This is a genomic window from Streptomyces sp. NPDC057287, assembly GCF_042667905.1.
In the GTDB taxonomy this organism is placed as follows: Bacteria; Actinomycetota; Actinomycetes; order Streptomycetales; family Streptomycetaceae; genus Streptomyces.
Map to the genome: position 1 here is coordinate 449,509 of NZ_JBHUYV010000001.1, position 17,043 is coordinate 466,551.

Genomic DNA, 17,043 nt, shown 5'->3' on the forward strand with positions numbered 1-17,043 from the left:
AGTCCTCCATGACGATGCTCTCGTCCGCCCCGGGCGGCGCCTCGGTCCGCGGGCCGGTCACTCCCCCTCCGTCCACCCCCACCACGAAGCGCCGCACCCAGGGCGGGGTCGTCCTGGCCGTACCCGCGCTGGTCTGGTACCTGGTCTTCATGGTCGGCCCGCTGGTCGCCATCTTCGTGATCGCCGCCCTGCACTGGCCCGGCATGCTCCAGCCGGTCTCCTTCGCCGGCACCGGCAACATCAGCGCGGTCCTGGACGACCCGGTCTTCTGGGACGCGGTGCGCAACACCGCCGTACAGCTCGCCGTGGCCGTGCCCCTGATGATCGTCGGGGCGTACATGCTCGGGTACTACGTGGCGCAGAAGCCGCCGGGCCACCGCGTCCTGAGGTACCTGCTCTTCATCCCCGGGCTGATCTCCACCCCCGCCAAGGCGATGGTGTTCTACGCGGTCCTCTCCCCGGACGGCCTGCTCAACGGGGCGCTGGACAAGGTGGGGCTCGGCTCGATGACCGACGCCTGGCTCGCCTCGCCCTCCACCGCGCTCGCCTCCCTCATCCTCCTCGACGTGTGGAGCGGCGTCGGGTTCACCGCCGTGCTCTTCGCGGCCCGCCTCGGCAGCGTGCCGGACGAGATCGGCGAGGCCGCTCAGCTCGACGGCGCCGGGCACTGGCGGGCCATGTGGCGCATCCACTTCCCCGTCATCCGCGACTTCGTGGGCGTCGTGACGATGCTGCAGTTCCTCTGGACGCTGTTCGGCTCCGCGCAGAACGTCCTGCTGCTCACGCAGGGCGGACCGGGAAGCTCGTCGACGACGTTGTCCTTCCTCGTGTACCAGAAGGCGTTCATCGCGGCCGACCTCGGCTACAGCCAGACCGTCGGTGTCGTCCTCTTCCTGGTCGGTCTGGCCGGGCTGCTGACCATCCGTCGCGTCTTCCGCCAGAACTACTGATCGGAGCGGTCCCATGAAGTTCGGAAGGTCCTGGCTGCCGGCGCACATCTTCGCCTGGCTGTACATGGTGCTGCTGGTCGTCCCCCTCTACTACCTGCTGGTCTCGGCGTTCAAGACGAACGACCAGATCTTCGGGAGCCCCTTCTCCCTGCCCACGTCGCTCTCCACCACCAACTTCACCGAGTCGTTCACCTCGGCCCACCTCGGTCCGGCCGTCGTCAACTCGCTGCTCGTCACCGTGCTGGCGCTGGTCCTGACCCTGGCGCTGGCGATACCGGCCGCCTTCGCCATCGCCCGCACCGAGGGGCGGCTCGGAGCCCTGGTGGAGCGGGTGTTCTCGCTGGGCTTCCTGGTGCCCACGTTCGCCGCGCTCTTCCCGACGTTCCTGCTGGCGGCCGCGACCGGGCTGTTCCACACCCGCGCGTTCATGGTGCTGTTCCTGCCCGCCACGGCGATGCCGCTCTCCGTCGTCATCCTGGTGCAGTTCATGCGGACCATCCCGCGCGAGATGGAGGAGGCGGCGCGCATGGACGGCGCGTCCACCTTCGCCGTCCTGCGGCACGTGTACACACCGATGTGCATGCCGGGGATCGCGACGATCCTGCTGCTGAACTTCCTGACCTTCTGGAACGAGTACCTCTACTCGCTCGTCATCATCGGCCCCGACCCCGATCTCCGGACGGTGCAGGTCGCCCTGCCCACGCTGAAGTCCCTGACGGGCACGGACTACGGCATCCTTACGGCGGGCACGGTGCTGACTCTCGTCCCGGTCTGGGTGGTCTACACCGTGCTCCAGAAGCGGATGCAGCAGGCCCTCGTCAGCGGAGCGGTGAAGATGTGAACCAGTCCCAGGAAGCACGTGCCGTCGTACGCCCCACGATCAAGGCCGTGGCGGCCGCGGCCGGGGTCTCGACCGCGGCGGTCTCCCAGGCCGTCAACGGCACCGGCCGGATCTCGGAGGCCACCCGCCGCCGGGTCATGGACGCGGCCACCGAGCTGGGCTGGTCCCCCAGCGCCTCGGCGACGGCACTGCGCCGGGCCCGTACCCGCACGATCGCGCTCGTCGTCCGGCGGCCCACCGACGTGCTCGGCTCCGACCCGCACTTCAGCGAGCTGATCACCGGTCTGGAGGGCGAACTCGCCCCGCGCGGCTACGGTCTGCTGCTCCACCTGGTCGCCGACATGGCGCAGGAGAACGCGCTGTACGAGCGTCTCGTAGCGGAGGGCCGTATCGACGGCGCCGTGCTGACGGACGCCCGCGCCGACGACCCGCGCCCGGAGCTGCTCCGGGGCCTCGGGCTGCCCGCCGTCCTGCTGGGCGCCCCGGACCCCGGATCACCCGTGCCCCGGGTAGGGCTCGGGCAGCAGGGCGCGGGCATAAAGGAGGCGGTCGCCCACCTGCTGGAGCTCGGGCACCGGCGCGTCGCCTACATCGCGGGCCCGGCCGAACTCCTGCACACCCGGTTGCGCCTGAGCGCGTTCGAGGAGGCGCTGGCCGAGGCAGGGCTGAGCCCCGTGGCCGTACGGCACAGCGACTTCACCGAGCGGGCCGCCGTGGAGGTCACCGAGGAGCTGCTCGCGCTGCCCGGCCGGCCGACGGCCCTGGTGTTCCCCAACGACTCCATGGCCGTCTGCGGCATCGGCACGGCGCAGCGCGCGGGGCTCCGGGTGCCCGACGACCTGTCCGTCGTCGGCTACGACAACCTCTCGCTCGGCCGCTGGGTCCACCCCCGGCTCACCACCGTCGACCAGCAGGTGCAGCGCGTCGGTGCCGCCGCCGCCCGCACCCTGCTCGCCGGGTGCGGGGAGGACGTGCCTCCGCCCGTGCTCGACGGCCGCCCACGTCTGGTCGTACGCGAGTCGACCGGCCCGCTGGCACCCCCGACCTGAACCGCCGCACCACCCGGCACCACCCGCACATCGAAGAGGACCCGGAAACACCATGCGACGCCACAGCGCCCAGCTCACCCACGACTCCGCCGTCCTCCCGTGGCTCGGCGCCAACTTCTGGTCACGCACCGGCGGTCCGCTGATGTGGCGGAACTACGAGCCGGAGACGGTGCGCGAGGAGCTGGCCGTGCTCAGGGAGCACGGCCTGAACATGACCCGGTCCTTCTTCTACTGGCCCGACTTCCACCCCGAGCCCGGGCGCATCGACGAGGAACTCTGCGACCGCTTCCGCGACTTCCTGGACGCCCACCACGAGCAGGGCATGGGCACGGTCCCCACCTTCATCGTCGGCCACATGTCGGGCGAGAACTGGGACCCGGCCTGGCGCGGTGACCGGGACCTGTACGAGGACGTGTGGCTCGTCGGCCGGCAGGCGTGGTTCGTCTCGCAGATGACCCGCCGTTTCAAGGACCACCCGGCGGTCACCGGCTGGCTGATCACCAACGAGATGCCCGGGTACGGCCGGATCTACCAGGTCGACCCCCCGTCCAGCGACGTGGTCACCGCCTGGGCGCAGTTCATGTGCGACGCCGTGCGCGCGGCGGGCGGCACCCAGCCGGTGTCGCTCGGCGACGGCGCGTGGGGCATCGAGGTGACCGGCCGCGACAACGGCTTCTCCCTGCGGGAGACCGCCGAGTACGTCGACTTCGTCGGGCCGCACGTCTACCGCTCGGACACGGACCGGCCGCGCCAGCACTACCGGGCCGCGTTCGAGTGCGAGCTCGCCGCGGTCACCGGCCAGCCGGTCGTCCTGGAGGAGTTCGGGCTCTCGACGGACACGGTCTCGGCCGCGAACGCCGGGATCTTCTACCGGCAGACCCTGCACAACTCGCTGCTGGGCGGTGCCACCGGCTGGATGGCGTGGAACAACACGGACTACGACGACCTGTGGGAGCAGTCGCCGTACGACCACCACCCCTTCGAGATGCACTTCGGGATCACCGACAGCTCCGGACGGCCGAAGGAGCCGCTGCGCGAACTGGCGGCCTTCGCGAAGGTCCTGGACCAGGTCGACTTCCCGCGCTGCCACCGCACCGACGCGGACGCGGCCCTCGTCGTCCCCGCCTTCCTGGAGCGCGGCTACCCGTACAGCCGGCCCGCCGACCGCCCGCTGATCTTCACCTCGCTGCACCAGGGGTACGTGGCGGCGCGGGGCGCCGATCTGCCGGTCGCGTTCGCCCGGGAGGCGGACGGGCTGCCGGACGACGCCTCGCTGTACCTGCTGCCCTCGACCCGGCAGCTGACCACCCGCACCCGCCGCGCGCTGGAGCGCCGGGCGAAGGAGGGGGCCACGGTCTACCTGTCGTTCTGCTCGGGCGAGTACCCGACGACGCGCGGCCCGTGGTTCCACGACCTCGACGGACTGTTCGGGGTCGAGCTCCAGCTGTCCTACGGGGTCGCCGAGCCGATCGAGGACGACGTCCTGGAGATGACGTTCACCGAGGACTTCGGCTCGATAGCGGCGGGCGAGGTCCTGACCTTCCCGGTCGCGGGCAACGAGGACAGCCGCGCCTATCTGCCGGTCGTCCCTGACGGCGCGCGGGTCGTGGCCACCGACGCGCACGGCCGCCCCGCGCTCCTGCGGTACGAGACGGGCGCGGGCCGCACCGTGCTGGCCACCTATCCGCTGGAGCACATGGCCGCCCGCACGGCCCGTGCCAACCCGGAGCAGACCCACCGGCTGTACGCGGCGCTCGCCGAACTCGCCGGTGCCGCACGGCCGGTCACGGTCGGGACGCCGTACGTGAGCGCCGACACGCTGGTCCGGGAGGACGGCACGCGTTTCGTGTGGCTGGTGAGCCAGTCCGCCGAGGAGCTGACGGTGCGCCCGTCGGCGGACGGGGTACTGCGCGAGCTGACCGGCGGCGACCCGGTGCGGGACGTGATCCTCGCCCCGTACGGGGTGCGCGTGCTCGAACTGCGCTGACCGCCCCGACCCCTGAGGAGCCACCCGATGTCCGAGCCGTTGTTCCGCGACCCCGTTGTGCCCGTCGCCGACCGGGTGCGCGACCTGCTGTCGCGGATGACGCTCACCGAGAAGGTGGGCCAGGTCAACCAGCGGATGTACGGGTGGGACGCGTACGAGCGCACCCCGTCCGGGCACCGGCTGACGGACGCGTTCCGTGCGGAGGTGGCCGCCTGGGACGGGATGGGCGCGCTGTACGGGCTCCAGCGCGCCGACCCCTGGTCGGGTGTGACGGCGGAGACCGGGATCGGTGCGGCGGACGGGGCACGGGTCTCCGACGCCGTTCAGCGGCACGTCGTCGAGAACACCCGGCTCGGCATCCCCGTCCTGCTGGTCGAGGAGATGCCGCACGGCATGCAGGCCCTGGACGGGACCGTGCTGCCGGTGAACCTGGCGGTCGGCGCCACCTGGAATCCGGAGCTGTACGAGGAGGCGGCGGCGCTCGCGGCCTCGCAGCTCCGTTCCCGCGGCGGCCATGTGGCGCTGGTCTCCGCGCTCGACCTGGTGCGCGATCCGCGCTGGGGCCGCGCGGAGGAGTGCTTCGGGGAGGACCCCTATCTGGCTGCCCGGTTCACCGAGGCGCTGGTGCGTGGGGTGCAGGGGCCGGCCGGGGAGCGCATCGGGCCGGACCGCGCGGCCGTCGTCCTCAAGCACTTCGCCGGACAGGGGGCCACGGTCGGCGGCCGTAACAGCGCGGCCACCGAGCTGGGCGTGAGGGAGCTGCACGAGATCCATCTGGTGGCGGCGCTGGCGGGCGTACGGGCCGGAGCCGCGGGCGTCATGGCCGCCTACAACGAGTTCGACGGCGTCCCGTGCGCGGCGAACCGTCATCTGCTGACGGAGGTGCTCCGGGAGCGGTGGGGCTTCGGCGGGCTGGTGATGGCCGACGGGCTCGCGATCGACCGGCTGGTGCGGATGGCGGGCGATCCGGTGGCGGCCGGGGCCATGGCGCTGCGGGCCGGGACCGATCTGAGCCTGTGGGACGACTGCTACCCACGGCTGGCTGAGGCGGTCCGGCGGGGCCTGGTCGACGAGTCCGCGCTCGACACGGCGGTGGGGCGCGTCCTGGCGCTGAAGTTCCGCCTCGGCCTCTTCGAGAGCCCGTACACCACCGCGCGGCCCCCGGTCCCCGGGCGCCTGGAGGTTTTGAGCGAGCGCATCGCCCGCGAATCCGTCACCCTTCTCGCGCACGACGGGGTGACGCTGCCGATCGGCGGCCGCCGGATCGGGACCGTCGCGGTCCTCGGGCCGAACGCCGATTCCGTTCCGCAGCAGATCGGCGACTACACGGCGCCGCAGCGGCCGGGTACGGGCGCAGGCGTGCTCGCCGGGATCCGGGCGGCGGCTCCCGGGGGCACCGGCGTCACGTACGCCCGGGGATGCGGGCTGGTGGGCGGAGACCTGTCGGGCCTGCCGGAGGCGGTGGCGCTCGCCTCCGCGGCGGATGTGGCGGTGCTGGTGCTCGGGGGATCGAGCGCGCGCGAGCCGGACACGCGTTTCGACGCCAACGGGGCGGCTGTCGTGGCCGCGGGCAACCCGGTGGAGATGACCTGCGGCGAGGGCGTCGACCTGGCGGAACTGGGACTGCCCGAAGGCCAGTCGGCGCTCCTGGACGCCGTCGCCGCGACCGGGACCCCGGTGGTCGTGGTGCTGGTCCAGGGCCGGCCGCACGCCCTGGACGACCTCACCGGCCGGGCGGCGGCGGTGCTGAGCGCCTGGTATCCCGGGCCGTGGGGCGGAAGAGCGGTCGCGGACGTGCTGTTCGGAGCGGCACAGCCGCAGGGGCGGCTGCCCGTCTCCGTGCCCCGCTCGGCGGCCCAGCTGCCCGTGTTCTACAACGGAAAGGACCACGGCTACCGGGGGTACGTCGATCAGCGGGCCACGGCGCGGTTTTCGTTCGGCCACGGGCTCGCCTGTACGACGGTCGAGTACGGCACGCCCCGGCTGTCCCGGGCGTCCGTGGCGGCGGACGGACTGGACGGGCCGGCGGAGGGCGGAGTGCCCCCGCTCAGCTGCGTGGTCGCCGTCGCCAACACCGGCGGCCGGCCGGTGCGGGAGACGGTGCAGCTCTACGTGCGCCGGGTGTCCGGCGGGACCTCGTGGCCCCGCGTGCGCGAGCTGCGCGGTTTCCTCCAGGTCGACCTGGCGCCCGGCGAGAGCGCCGAGGTCGCCTTCCTCATCGGCGCGGCGACCCTGGCCTCGTTCACGCACGCCCACGCGTGGGCCGTGGAACCGGGCGAGTTCGCGATCGAGACGGGGCCCTCCTCGCACCGCACCGACGCCGCCCGGCTGGTGGTGACGGCACCGGCCCGGTGAGATCCCCGGCCGGCCGGGCCCCGGGCGGCGACCCCGGGACGGCCGGACCGCTCACTGCACGCGTGCGGAGGACCTGCCGTCGTCCTCGTCGTCATCGTCGTCGTCGCCCGGGATGTGGACGTCGAAGACGTTGATGTTGATCTCGACGACCTCCAGACCCGTCATCGTCTCCACCGCGTCGGTCACATGGGTCCTGACCTTGTCGGCGAGTTCATGGATCGGGATGCCGTACTCGACCTCGATGTCGACGTCGACCGCCGTCTGCTTCTCCCCCACCTCCACCTTCACACCACGTCCGCCGCCGGAGGACCCGCCCACGCGTCCCGCCACCGCGCCCATCGCCTTGGACGCTCCCCGGCCCACCGAGTGCACGCCCTCGGTCTCCCGGATGGCGATTCCGGCGATGGTGGCCACCACTCCGTCGGCGATGGTGGTCCTGCCACGCGTCTTCTCACCCGAACTTCCGCCCGAGGTCTCGAATTCAGCCATGACTGCCTCACAGAGAGTTGATGCGGCGAGGCTGCTCGCTTCCTCGCCGGCTCCTCACTTCACTGTGCGCCTGACCGCCGTCCCCCGCCATCGAGGCATACGCAGCGCTCGCCCCGGCCACGCTCCGCGACCGGCCGCCGGTGATGTCCGCCCGGGAGCCGGGCGTGCGCAGCATCACCCTGGACAGCCACCGTGACCGCCGGGTAACTTTTGACCAGGACTGAGCAAGCGCTTAGCCACTGCGACCGAAGCTGAAGCTGACATCAGGAGGCATCCCGTGCGCCGTACGGTTTACAACGAGGACCACGAGGCGTTCCGGGAGACCATCCGCGCCTTCATCGAGGCCGAGGTCGTACCCGTCTACGACGAGTGGTTCGCGGCGGGCCAGGCGCCCCGCGACTTCTACTACAAGCTCGCCGAGCTGGGCATCTTCGGCATCGAGGTGCCCGAGGAGTACGGCGGCGCGGGCGAGGAGTCCTTCAAGTTCGAGGCCGTCCTGTACGAGGAGACCGCCCGCGCGGGCATCTCCTTCGGCGGCTCCGGCGTGCACGTCCTGCTCTGCCTGCCGTACCTCAAGGCGTACGCCACCGAGGAGCAGAAGAAGCGCTGGCTCCCGGACTTCGTCTCCGGCAAGTCCATGTACGCGATAGCCATGACCGAGCCGGGCACCGGTTCGGACCTGGCCGGCATGAAGACCACCGCCAAGCTCTCCGAGGACGGCACGCACTACGTCCTCAACGGCGCCAAGACCTTCATCACCGGTGGTGTGCACGCGGACAAGGTCATCGTCTGCGCCCGCACGGACGCCCCCAAGGCCGACGACCGCCGTCACGGCATCTCGCTCCTGGTGGTCGACACCAAGTCCGAGGGCTACTCGGTCGGCCGCAAGCTCGACAAGCTGGGCCTGAAGGTCTCCGACACCGCCGAGCTGGCCTTCGTGGACGTCAAGGTGCCCGTCGACGACCTGCTGGGCGAGGAGAACAAGGGCTTCTCCTACCTCGGCCAGAACCTCCCGCAGGAGCGTCTGGGCATCGCCGTCGGCGCGTACGCGCAGGCAGCCGCCGCCGTGCGGTTCGCCCAGCAGTACACGCAGGACCGCACGGTCTTCGGCAAGACCGTCGCCTCGTTCCAGAACACCAAGTTCGAGCTGGCCGCCTGCAAGGCCGAGGTCGACGCGGCCGAGGCCGTCTGCGACCGCGCCATCGAGGCCCTGGACGCCGGCGAGCTCACCCCCGCCGAGGCCGCCTCCGCGAAGCTGTTCTGCACCGAGGTCGCGCACCGCGTGATCGACCGCTGCCTCCAGCTGCACGGCGGCTACGGCTTCATGAACGAGTACCCGATCGCCCGTCTCTACACGGACAACCGGGTCAACCGCATCTACGGCGGCACCAGCGAGGTCATGAAGTCGATCATCGCCAAGTCCATGGGTCTCTGAGAACGGCTACGTTTCTCCTCCATGAGCGAAGCACTTGACTCCCTGCTCGATCTGCTCGACCTCGAGCGGATCGAGCAGGACATCTTCCGGGGCATGAGCCGTTCGGCGGTCGTGCCCCGCGTCTTCGGCGGCCAGGTCGCGGCACAGGCCCTGGTCGCCGCCGGGCGCACGGTCCCCGACGACCGGGGTGCCCACTCCCTGCACGCGTACTTCCTGCGCCCCGGGGACCCGGGCGCGCCGATCGTCTACAGCGTGGACCGGATCCGCGACGGGCGGTCCTTCACCACCCGCCGGGTCGTCGCCGTCCAGCACGGCAAGCCGATCTTCCACCTCTCGGCGTCGTTCCAGGTGCACGAGGAAGGCATGGACCACCAGGCGGTCATGCCCTCCGCGCCGGACCCGGAGACCCTGCCGACGGCGGCGCAGATGCTGCCCCGGTACGCGGACCGCTTCACGGACCCGCGCATGGTCGACCGGCTGCTGGAGGCCCGGGCCGCGGTCGACCTGCGCTACGTGGACGCCCCGCCGTTCGCCACCGCGGGTGAACCGCGCGAGCCGCGCTCCCAGGTCTGGTTCAGGACGCACGGCAAGCTGGCCGACGACCCGCTGCTGCACGTCTGCATGGCGACGTACGTCTCCGACATGACGCTGCTCGACTCGGTGCTGCTCGCCCACGGGCGCGGCGGCTGGTCGGTCGGCGACGTGGTGGGCGCCAGCCTGGACCACGCGATGTGGTTCCACCGCCCCTTCCGGGCGGACGAGTGGCTGCTGTACGACCAGGAGTCGCCCTCCGCGTCCGGCGGGCGCGGCCTCGGCCAGGCCAGGATCTGGACGGCCGACGGCAAGCTGGCCATCACGGTCATCCAGGAGGGCCTGGTCCGCGTCCCGAGGGACTGAAGTCCGCACATTCGGACATACTGCGCAGCATGAGTGACGACCGGTCCGGCGACAGCGAGTCCACGTTCACCGTCGTCGTCGCGGCGGCCGCCAATCTCGGCATCGCCGTGGCGAAGCTGGTGGCGGGACTGATCAGCGGTTCGAGCGCGATGCTCTCCGAGGCCGCGCACTCGGTCGCCGACACCGTCACCGAGGTCATGCTCCTCACCGCGCTCAAGCGGAGCGAGAAGCCCGCCGACGAGGACCATCCGCTGGGCTACGGCCCCGAGCGGTACATCTGGGCGATGCTCGCGGCCGTCGCCACGTTCGTCGGCGGCGCGGTGTTCTCCCTGTACGACGGCATCCACACCCTGATGCGGGGTGAGGAGCTGGGCGATCCGCTCGTCTCGTACCTCGTGCTCGCGGTCGCCTTCCTGCTGGAGGGCTTCTCGCTGCGTACGGGGATCCGGCAGGTGCGCGGTGAGGCCGCACGGCTCCGGGTGCCCGCGCAGCGATATCTGCGCCGGACCCCCGACACCGCGGTCAAGGCCGTGGTGATGGAGGACTCGGCCGCCCTGGCCGGGCTGCTGCTGGCGGCCGGAGGCCTGCTCGGCGGGCAGCTCTCCGGCTCCGGGGTCTGGGACGGCATCGCCTCGGTCCTCATCGGCGTACTGCTGGTGTACGTGGCGTGGGTGCTCTGCCGGTCCAACGCCCAGCTGCTGATCGGCAGGCCGCTGCCGGCGGAGATGCGGACCGGGGTGCGCGAGGAGCTGCTGTCCGTGCCGCACATCGTCGAGGTGCTGGAGCTGACCACGCTGATCCAGGGGCCTTCGGAGATGCTGGTCGCCGCGAAGGTCGACTTCCGGGACGCCTCGACTGCCGCGCAGATCGAGTGGGCGTGCGAGGAGGCGGAGGAGCAGCTGCGGGAGCGTTATCCGTCGATCCGGCGCGTGTACCTGGACCCGACACCGGGGCGCGCGCAGCGGGCCGCGGCGCGCTCCGGCGACTGAGGCGGGGCGCGGGCAGCCGGCTCCGGGGCCACTGTCCGCTACCGGCCGGATCTGGCCAGGGCCGTGTGCGGCAGGGCATTCGGTGGCAGAACGGGCTACACCGCGACAGCGTTCAGGCCCACCTGACGCCCTCATGCCGGTGATCGACCTCACGCACTGCCACGCCGAAGCCCGCCCGGCCCGAGGCCTGTTGGCCGCCCAGCCGTACCTGTGGCCACGCACCGCGGCAGCCCTGGGGCCACAGCCCCCCAAAGGGCCATCTTTCAGCCGATCCCGAACAGTCGGCACCCCCGCATTCAGTTATTTGCCTTTTTATCTTGCATGTCGATCTTTGACGTACCTCATGTACGGATTCACATCATCCGGAGGCTCGAATTCCAGCCATGATCAGTAGATTCATTGCATCTGCGGTCATGAACCGATGTCCTTGCTGAGGTCGCCTCAACCAGCCCTGGCCGCACGCGGGCAGGCGCATCCCCCCACCACCGAGGACCTTTTGATGACGGACATATCGGAGGCCGGTCCCTGGGTACTGGCGCTGGCCATGACGGCCGTCGCGCTCGCCCTGGCACTCCTCCACCTCCGCACACGCCGGTCGAACGCGGCACTGCGTGCGGAGGTTCGCGCCGAAGCACGGGCCGCCGCCGGCAGGTACCAGGCCCTGGAGGCCGACGCGCGGACCGGCGCACATGCTGCGGCCCAGGCCGCGGAGGCCCGCTACCGGTCCATGGAATCCGCCCTCCTCACCGAGGTGCAGGAGGCCGAGCGCGCCAGGCTCGGCGCCGAGCAGCAGGGCGGCCGGACAGCCGGGGAGCTGGCGTACTTCGTCGACACCCGGCTGCCGGCCCTCGTCACGCACCTGAGGCACCGTCATGTCCCCGTCCCCGGAACGCAGGACCCGGCGCTCGCCCACACCGAGGTCGGGACCCTCCTGGAACGCGCCCTGAACCAGGTCGCCCAGGTCGTCGTCGACACCGAGCAGCGGGTCGACGCCGGCGCCCAGGCCGTGCTGCGGGACACCACCGCCGACATCCAGGCCAAGTCCTACCGCCTCCAGGAGATGATCGAGGAGGCGCAGTTCGCCTTCGACGACCCGGAGATCGCCAAACGCCTGGTCTCGATGGACCGCACGAACGAGGAGAACCTCCGGCAGATCCAGGCGACCGGCGTGCTCTGCGGGGCCTGGCCGGGGCTGACACGGAGCGACTCCCACCTGGGTGACATCGTTGCCGGAGCCCAGTCCCGCATCGCGGGCTACCAGCGCGTCCAGATCACCAGCCAGCTCTCCGACCCGGTCGGGGTGGTGGCCAGAGCGGTGGAGCCGCTCGCCGTGATCGTCGCCGAGCTGCTCGCCAACGCGGTGCACCACACCCCTCAGGGCACGCGGCCCGTCGACGTCAGCCTGCACCAGGTGCAGGCAGGGGCGTGCGTCGTGATCGACGACCCCGGCGTGGGCATGACGGACGAGGAGCGTGAGTTCGCCGCACGCATGCTCTCCAGTCAGCAGGGCGTCCTGCTGACCCATCTGGGAGATCCGCCGCGCGCGGGGTTCGCCACGATCGGCCGTCTGGTGCAGCAGTTCGGTTTCACGGTCACGGTGGACAAGCCCTCGTCGTACGGCGGCGTGCGGGCCGTGGCGTTCATCCCCGATCACCTGCTGATGCTGATGGATGAGGTGGCCCAGCCCATGTCCGCCATGTCCCCCGCCCTGCGCAAGCCGGAGCCGCCCAGGCAGGAGAGCCCCGCGCCGGCTCCGGCCGCCGGGCCCGGCGGCGCCGTCGAGCTGCCGCGGCGGCGACGCCAGCGGGCCACCGCGGACACGGACCGGGCCGATCGGCAGGGCCCGGACCCGGCGCATGCGATCAGCCCGGACCAGGCGGCCGAGACGTGGGGCGCCTGGCAGACCGGCACCATGCGCGGATTCGAGGACGCGCACACCGACCAGGAAGAAGGCACGCAGTCATGACCGTCGTTCCCAAGCGCCCCCTTCTCAGGGACATGTCCTGGGTGCTCACGCCGCTCCTGGAGGTGCCCGGGGTCCTGCACGCTCTGGTCCTCTCCGGCGACGGGATGATCCAGGGCGCCACCCAGGCCCTCACCCGGGAGGCCGGGGAGGGCGCCTCCGCCATGGCGTCGGCCGTCCAGGGCGCCTGCAAGGAGCTGGTCAGGAAGCTGGCGGGGCAGGAGGAGAGCCCCGTACTGCACCAGGTGGTGGTCAGCACGAACTACGGGTTCGCCTTCCTGATCCCCGCGGGCGACAACACGGTCATGGCGGTCTTCGCACAGCCGACCGTGGACATGGGCGTCATCGCCCACGCCATGCAGGTGCAGGTCTCGAAGCTCGGTGACAAGGTGATGAACTCGCCTGCTCGGGCCCGGGGATGACGCCGGCACCCCGCCGGCGGCTCGTGCCGTCGTTCCTGGCCACCGACCGCGTCCAGCCGACGCGCAACACGCTGGACCGCCTGACCCTGCTGTCGTCCACCGGCGTCACCGCCCTGGACGACCTGACGCACGCGCAGCGCCGGCTGGTCGAACTCCTCCAGGGCGGCCCGCTGGCGCTCGTCGAGGTCGCCGCCCGCCTGGTACTGCCGGTGAGCCTGGTCCGCGTCCTCGTCGCGGACCTCGTCGACAGCTCGCACCTGCACGCCCGCGCCCCCATTCCCGAAGCGAAGGCGCACGATCCCCAGCTGCTAGAGAAGGTGCTCGATGGACTCCGCAGTATCCGATAACACCTTCCTCGACAGCGACGAGCAGACGCTGGTGAAGATCGTGGTGACCGGGCCCTTCGGCGTCGGGAAGACGACGCTGATCAACACGCTCTCCGAGACCGCCCCGCTGCACACCGAGGAGGTCATGACCCAGGCCGGTGCCACGGTCGACGATCTCGCCGGTGTGCGGGACAAGGCCACCACCACGGTCGCCATCGACTTCGGCCGCAGGACACTGCCCGGTGATCTGGTCCTCTACCTGTTCGGCACCCCGGGCCAGAAGAGGTTCAAGCCGCTCTGGGAGGACATCGCACGCGGAGCCCTGGGCGCGGTGGTCCTGGTGGACACCCGCCGTCTCGACGACTCGTTCGACGTCATCGACATGATCGAGCAGCAGGGCCTGTCCTACGCCGTGGCCGTCAACACCTTCCCCGACTCGCCCGACCACCCTCCCGAGGTGCTCCGCGACCACCTGGACCTGGAGCCGCACACCCCGCTGGTGGTCTGCGACGCCCGCGAGACGACGTCGGCCGTGGACGTACTGATCGCGCTGGTGACCCACCTGCTCACCGCCCACCCCGTCCTGGAAGCCTCATGAGCGCCTATCTGCCCCTGGCAGTCCCCCTGCACGGCCCCGACTTCGCCGCGGATCCCGGTCGCGTCTACGCCCGCCTGCGCGCGTTCGGGCCGGTCGCCCCCGTCGAGGTGTCGCCGGGCGTCAGCGGCTATCTGGTGACCGACCGCGACGCCGCTCTCGCCGTACTCAACGACCCCGTCGTCTGGTCGAAGGACCCGCGGGCCTGGGAGAGCGGGCTCCCGGCCGACTCGCCGGTGAAGCCGATGATGGGGTGGCGGCCCAACGCCTTGTTCAACGACGGCGCCGCGCACCGCCGTTACCGGTCGGTCATCACCGACAGCTTCAGCCGGATCGAGCCGCACGACCTGCGCGGACAGGTCGCGGAGATCGCGGACGGTCTGATCAAGGACTTCGCGGACACGGGTGAGGTCGACCTGGTCGGCCAGTACGCCCGGCCGCTGCCGCTGGTGCTGTTCAACGCGATGTTCGGCATGCCGCCCGAGGACGGACCCCGCCTGGTGGCCGCCATGGGCGGCCTGTTCGAGTCCGAACCCGAGCACGCCATCAAGGCGAACGAGGACTTCGGCCGGTACATGGACGAACTCATCGCGCTCAAGGTGCAGGAGCGCGGCGAGGATCTGACGAGCTGGTTCATGGACCACCCCGCCGGTCTGGCACCGGAGGAACTCGCCCACCAGGTGATTCTCACGATGGCCGCGGGGCAGGAACCGACCACGAACCTGATCTCGAACGCCCTGTCGCGCATGCTGTCCAATCCGGACTACTACAGCAGCCTCTCCAACGGCGCCCGCACCGCCCGCGACGCCATCAACGACGTGCTGCGCCACGAGCCGCCGATGGCGAACTACAGCGCGCACTACCCGCGCCGCAACATGCAGATCGGCAGCACCTGGATCCCCGCCGACAGCCTCGTGCTCATCTCGTACCACGCGGCGAACACCACCCCGGACGGCCACGAGGGCCACGACGGCGGCGAGCGCACCGACGGCGGCGCGCACCTCGCCTGGTCCTCCGGGCCGCACGCCTGCCCCGTCAAGCAGCCCGCCCTGCTCATCGCGATCACCGCGATCGAGAGGCTCACCAGCCACCTCGGGGACCTCGAACTCGCCGTGCCCCGCGAGAGCCTGCAATGGCGCCCCGGCCCCTTCCACCGCGCACTGGCGCACCTCCCGGCCCGCTTCGGTCCCATCACGCCGCAGAAAACTGGAGTCACCCCATGGAGCAGCCCCTCGTCCTCGACCCCGCCGGCCGCGACATCCACGGAGAGTCCGTTCTCCTCCGCGAGCGCGGACCTGCGACCCGGGTCGTACTCCCCGGCCCCCTGGACGCCTGGGCCGTCAGCAGCCACTCGCTCCTGAAGGAGCTCCTGACCGACGACCGCGTGACCAAGGACCCCCGCGCCTGGGACGTCTGGCAGCGTGGCGAGATCACCCCGGACATGTGGGTCTACACCTGGGTGGCGGTCTCCAACATGTTCACCGCCGCGGGGCAGGACCACCGCCGCCTGCGCAAACTCATCACCCCCGCGTTCACCGCGCGCCGCATCGAGGCGCTCAGGCCGGTCATCCAGGAGATCGCCGATCGGCTGCTGGACGACGTGGCGCTCCGGCCCGACGGCGCGGTGGACCTGCGCGGCTCGTACGCCCACCCGCTGCCCATGCAGGTCATCTGCCATCTGTTCGGGCTGCCGGAGGAACTCCGGCCGCGCATGGCCCAGTTGGTCGAGAGGGTCTTCGACACGACCATCGAGGACGCCGCGTCGAACTTCGCGGGGCTCCAGCAGATGCTGGGCGGCCTCATCGCGAGCAAGCGGCAGAACCCCGGGGACGACCTGACCAGCGTCCTGATCGCCACCCGCGACGAGGACGGCACCCGTCTGAGCGAAGCCGAGCTGACCGACACACTGCTGCTCATCATCAGCGCCGGCTTCGAGACCACCGTCAACCTCATCGGCAACGCGGTCCGCGCCCTGCTGGAACACCCCGAGCAGCTCCAGCAGGTCACCGGGGGCGGTGCGAAGCGCTGGAACGACGTCATCGAGGAGACCCTGCGCTGGGAGCCGAGCGTGGCCCACCTGCCCCTGCGCTACGCCGTCGAGGACATCGACCTCCCGGACGGTCAGCGCATCACCCGGGGTGAAGCGATCCTCGCGTCCTACGCCGCGGCGGGCCGGGAGCCGGCCCAGCACGGCCCGGACGCCGACCGGTTCGACATCGACCGGTTCGGCAGGGAGCACCTGGCGTTCGGATACGGCGTCCACTTCTGCCTCGGGGCCCCGCTCGCGCGGCTGGAGGCCGATGTGGCCCTGACCACCCTGTTCGCCCGGTATCCGGACCTCGCCCTGGCGTCCCCGGCGGCGGACCTCCCCCAGGTCGAGTCGTTCATCGTCAACGGATCCCAGCGCATAGATGTCACGCTGGGCCGCCCCGCCACGGCCTGACCGGGTGGTGCTCCATGCGGCTGCGCTCCACACCCCCGTTACCGGTGGAGCGGAGCCGCATCGTGAGCTGTGGCCCGCCTCCGGGGCCGGCCACGACGCCGCGGCCGTACCGTCTCCGGTCCGGCTGCGGCCTGCCCGACAGACCCTAGGCCGGACAGGGGGTACGCACTGTGCCGGTCGTGCACGGAACTTTGTCAGCAGCGCAAGGCCGGGGAGGCGATCGCTCCACCGGGCGTCGCCGGCGCGCACCCGGCCGATGACGGCGCACCGAGGCCGGAGTTCCCCCCACAACATTGCGCGGG

At 71.4% G+C, this 17,043-nt stretch carries 15 protein-coding genes; 14 read left to right on the top strand and 1 reads right to left on the bottom strand.

The genetic code is table 11. From position 1 onward, the window contains the following. Positions 1-8 precede the first annotated feature (8 nt). Genes ACFUNE_RS01930 through ACFUNE_RS01950 form a run of 5 tightly spaced genes read left to right on the top strand, consistent with a single transcriptional unit; the run spans position 9 to position 7,182 of the window. Positions 9-950, top strand: a complete 942-nt coding sequence (locus tag ACFUNE_RS01930; protein WP_383561169.1) for a carbohydrate ABC transporter permease — start codon at positions 9-11, stop codon at positions 948-950. 13 nt (positions 951-963) lie between these two features. Then, a complete protein-coding gene (locus tag ACFUNE_RS01935) occupies positions 964-1,791 on the top strand; it encodes a carbohydrate ABC transporter permease (RefSeq protein ID WP_383561170.1) in 828 nt (275 codons plus the stop codon). 47 nt (positions 1,792-1,838) lie between these two features. After that, on the top strand, positions 1,839-2,840 hold the full coding sequence (locus ACFUNE_RS01940; RefSeq protein WP_383561678.1) for a LacI family DNA-binding transcriptional regulator: 1,002 nt from the start codon (positions 1,839-1,841) through the stop codon (positions 2,838-2,840). A 52-nt stretch (positions 2,841-2,892) separates the two neighbouring features. After that, a complete protein-coding gene (locus tag ACFUNE_RS01945) occupies positions 2,893-4,827 on the top strand; it encodes a cellulase family glycosylhydrolase (RefSeq protein ID WP_383561172.1) in 1,935 nt (644 codons plus the stop codon). A 27-nt stretch (positions 4,828-4,854) separates the two neighbouring features. After that, positions 4,855-7,182, top strand: a complete 2,328-nt coding sequence (locus tag ACFUNE_RS01950; protein WP_383561174.1) for a glycoside hydrolase family 3 N-terminal domain-containing protein — start codon at positions 4,855-4,857, stop codon at positions 7,180-7,182. 51 nt (positions 7,183-7,233) lie between these two features. Here ACFUNE_RS01950 and ACFUNE_RS01955 read toward each other — a convergent pair whose 3' ends face one another. Continuing rightward, complete coding sequence (locus tag ACFUNE_RS01955) at positions 7,234-7,671, bottom strand: Asp23/Gls24 family envelope stress response protein (RefSeq protein ID WP_383561176.1); 438 nt, start codon at positions 7,669-7,671, stop codon at positions 7,234-7,236. Between the two features lie 277 nt (positions 7,672-7,948). Here ACFUNE_RS01955 and ACFUNE_RS01960 point away from each other — a divergent pair, with 277 nt between their 5' ends. The 9 genes from ACFUNE_RS01960 (at position 7,949) to ACFUNE_RS02000 (ending at position 16,741) form a co-directional block, all read left to right on the top strand. Beyond that, positions 7,949-9,106: an acyl-CoA dehydrogenase family protein gene (locus ACFUNE_RS01960; RefSeq protein ID WP_031092198.1), complete on the top strand. Its 1,158-nt coding sequence runs from the start codon at positions 7,949-7,951 to the stop codon at positions 9,104-9,106. A gap of 21 nt (positions 9,107-9,127) precedes the next feature. Then, entirely contained in the window at positions 9,128-10,003 is an 876-nt protein-coding gene (gene tesB, locus ACFUNE_RS01965; RefSeq protein ID WP_383561179.1) for an acyl-CoA thioesterase II, read from the top strand. 29 nt (positions 10,004-10,032) lie between these two features. After that, complete coding sequence (locus tag ACFUNE_RS01970; protein ID WP_383561181.1) at positions 10,033-10,992, top strand: cation diffusion facilitator family transporter; 960 nt, start codon at positions 10,033-10,035, stop codon at positions 10,990-10,992. A 499-nt stretch (positions 10,993-11,491) separates the two neighbouring features. After that, positions 11,492-12,958, top strand: a complete 1,467-nt coding sequence (locus ACFUNE_RS01975; protein ID WP_383561183.1) for an ATP-binding protein — start codon at positions 11,492-11,494, stop codon at positions 12,956-12,958. Next, a complete protein-coding gene (locus ACFUNE_RS01980; protein ID WP_383561185.1) occupies positions 12,955-13,377 on the top strand; it encodes a roadblock/LC7 domain-containing protein in 423 nt (140 codons plus the stop codon). The genes ACFUNE_RS01975 and ACFUNE_RS01980 overlap by 4 nt, the downstream gene beginning before the upstream one ends. Then, positions 13,374-13,724: a DUF742 domain-containing protein gene (locus ACFUNE_RS01985; protein ID WP_383561187.1), complete on the top strand. Its 351-nt coding sequence runs from the start codon at positions 13,374-13,376 to the stop codon at positions 13,722-13,724. The genes ACFUNE_RS01980 and ACFUNE_RS01985 overlap by 4 nt, the downstream gene beginning before the upstream one ends. Continuing rightward, complete coding sequence (locus tag ACFUNE_RS01990; RefSeq protein ID WP_383561189.1) at positions 13,702-14,301, top strand: ATP/GTP-binding protein; 600 nt, start codon at positions 13,702-13,704, stop codon at positions 14,299-14,301. The genes ACFUNE_RS01985 and ACFUNE_RS01990 overlap by 23 nt, the downstream gene beginning before the upstream one ends. After that, positions 14,298-15,659 (top strand): cytochrome P450, encoded by a 1,362-nt coding sequence (locus tag ACFUNE_RS01995; RefSeq protein ID WP_383561191.1) that lies wholly within the window; start codon positions 14,298-14,300, stop codon positions 15,657-15,659. Before ACFUNE_RS01990 ends, ACFUNE_RS01995 begins: the two co-directional genes overlap by 4 nt. After that, positions 15,557-16,741: a cytochrome P450 gene (locus tag ACFUNE_RS02000; RefSeq protein WP_383561680.1), complete on the top strand. Its 1,185-nt coding sequence runs from the start codon at positions 15,557-15,559 to the stop codon at positions 16,739-16,741. The genes ACFUNE_RS01995 and ACFUNE_RS02000 overlap by 103 nt, the downstream gene beginning before the upstream one ends. Positions 16,742-17,043: the final 302 nt, after the last annotated feature.

Bases quoted from the DNA above. Each gene is read 5' to 3' on its own strand.
- ACFUNE_RS01930 (WP_383561169.1), top strand. From the start codon at position 9: ATGACGATGCTCTCGTCCGCCCCGGGCGGCGCCTCGGTCCGCGGGCCG.
- ACFUNE_RS01935 (WP_383561170.1), top strand. From the start codon at position 964: ATGAAGTTCGGAAGGTCCTGGCTGCCGGCGCACATCTTCGCCTGGCTG.
- ACFUNE_RS01945 (WP_383561172.1), top strand. From the start codon at position 2,893: ATGCGACGCCACAGCGCCCAGCTCACCCACGACTCCGCCGTCCTCCCG.
- ACFUNE_RS01950 (WP_383561174.1), top strand. From the start codon at position 4,855: ATGTCCGAGCCGTTGTTCCGCGACCCCGTTGTGCCCGTCGCCGACCGG.
- ACFUNE_RS01955 (WP_383561176.1), bottom strand. From the start codon at position 7,671: ATGGCTGAATTCGAGACCTCGGGCGGAAGTTCGGGTGAGAAGACGCGT.
- tesB (WP_383561179.1), top strand. From the start codon at position 9,128: ATGAGCGAAGCACTTGACTCCCTGCTCGATCTGCTCGACCTCGAGCGG.
- ACFUNE_RS01970 (WP_383561181.1), top strand. From the start codon at position 10,033: ATGAGTGACGACCGGTCCGGCGACAGCGAGTCCACGTTCACCGTCGTC.
- ACFUNE_RS01975 (WP_383561183.1), top strand. From the start codon at position 11,492: ATGACGGACATATCGGAGGCCGGTCCCTGGGTACTGGCGCTGGCCATG.
- ACFUNE_RS01980 (WP_383561185.1), top strand. From the start codon at position 12,955: ATGACCGTCGTTCCCAAGCGCCCCCTTCTCAGGGACATGTCCTGGGTG.
- ACFUNE_RS01985 (WP_383561187.1), top strand. From the start codon at position 13,374: ATGACGCCGGCACCCCGCCGGCGGCTCGTGCCGTCGTTCCTGGCCACC.
- ACFUNE_RS01990 (WP_383561189.1), top strand. From the start codon at position 13,702: ATGGACTCCGCAGTATCCGATAACACCTTCCTCGACAGCGACGAGCAG.
- ACFUNE_RS01995 (WP_383561191.1), top strand. From the start codon at position 14,298: ATGAGCGCCTATCTGCCCCTGGCAGTCCCCCTGCACGGCCCCGACTTC.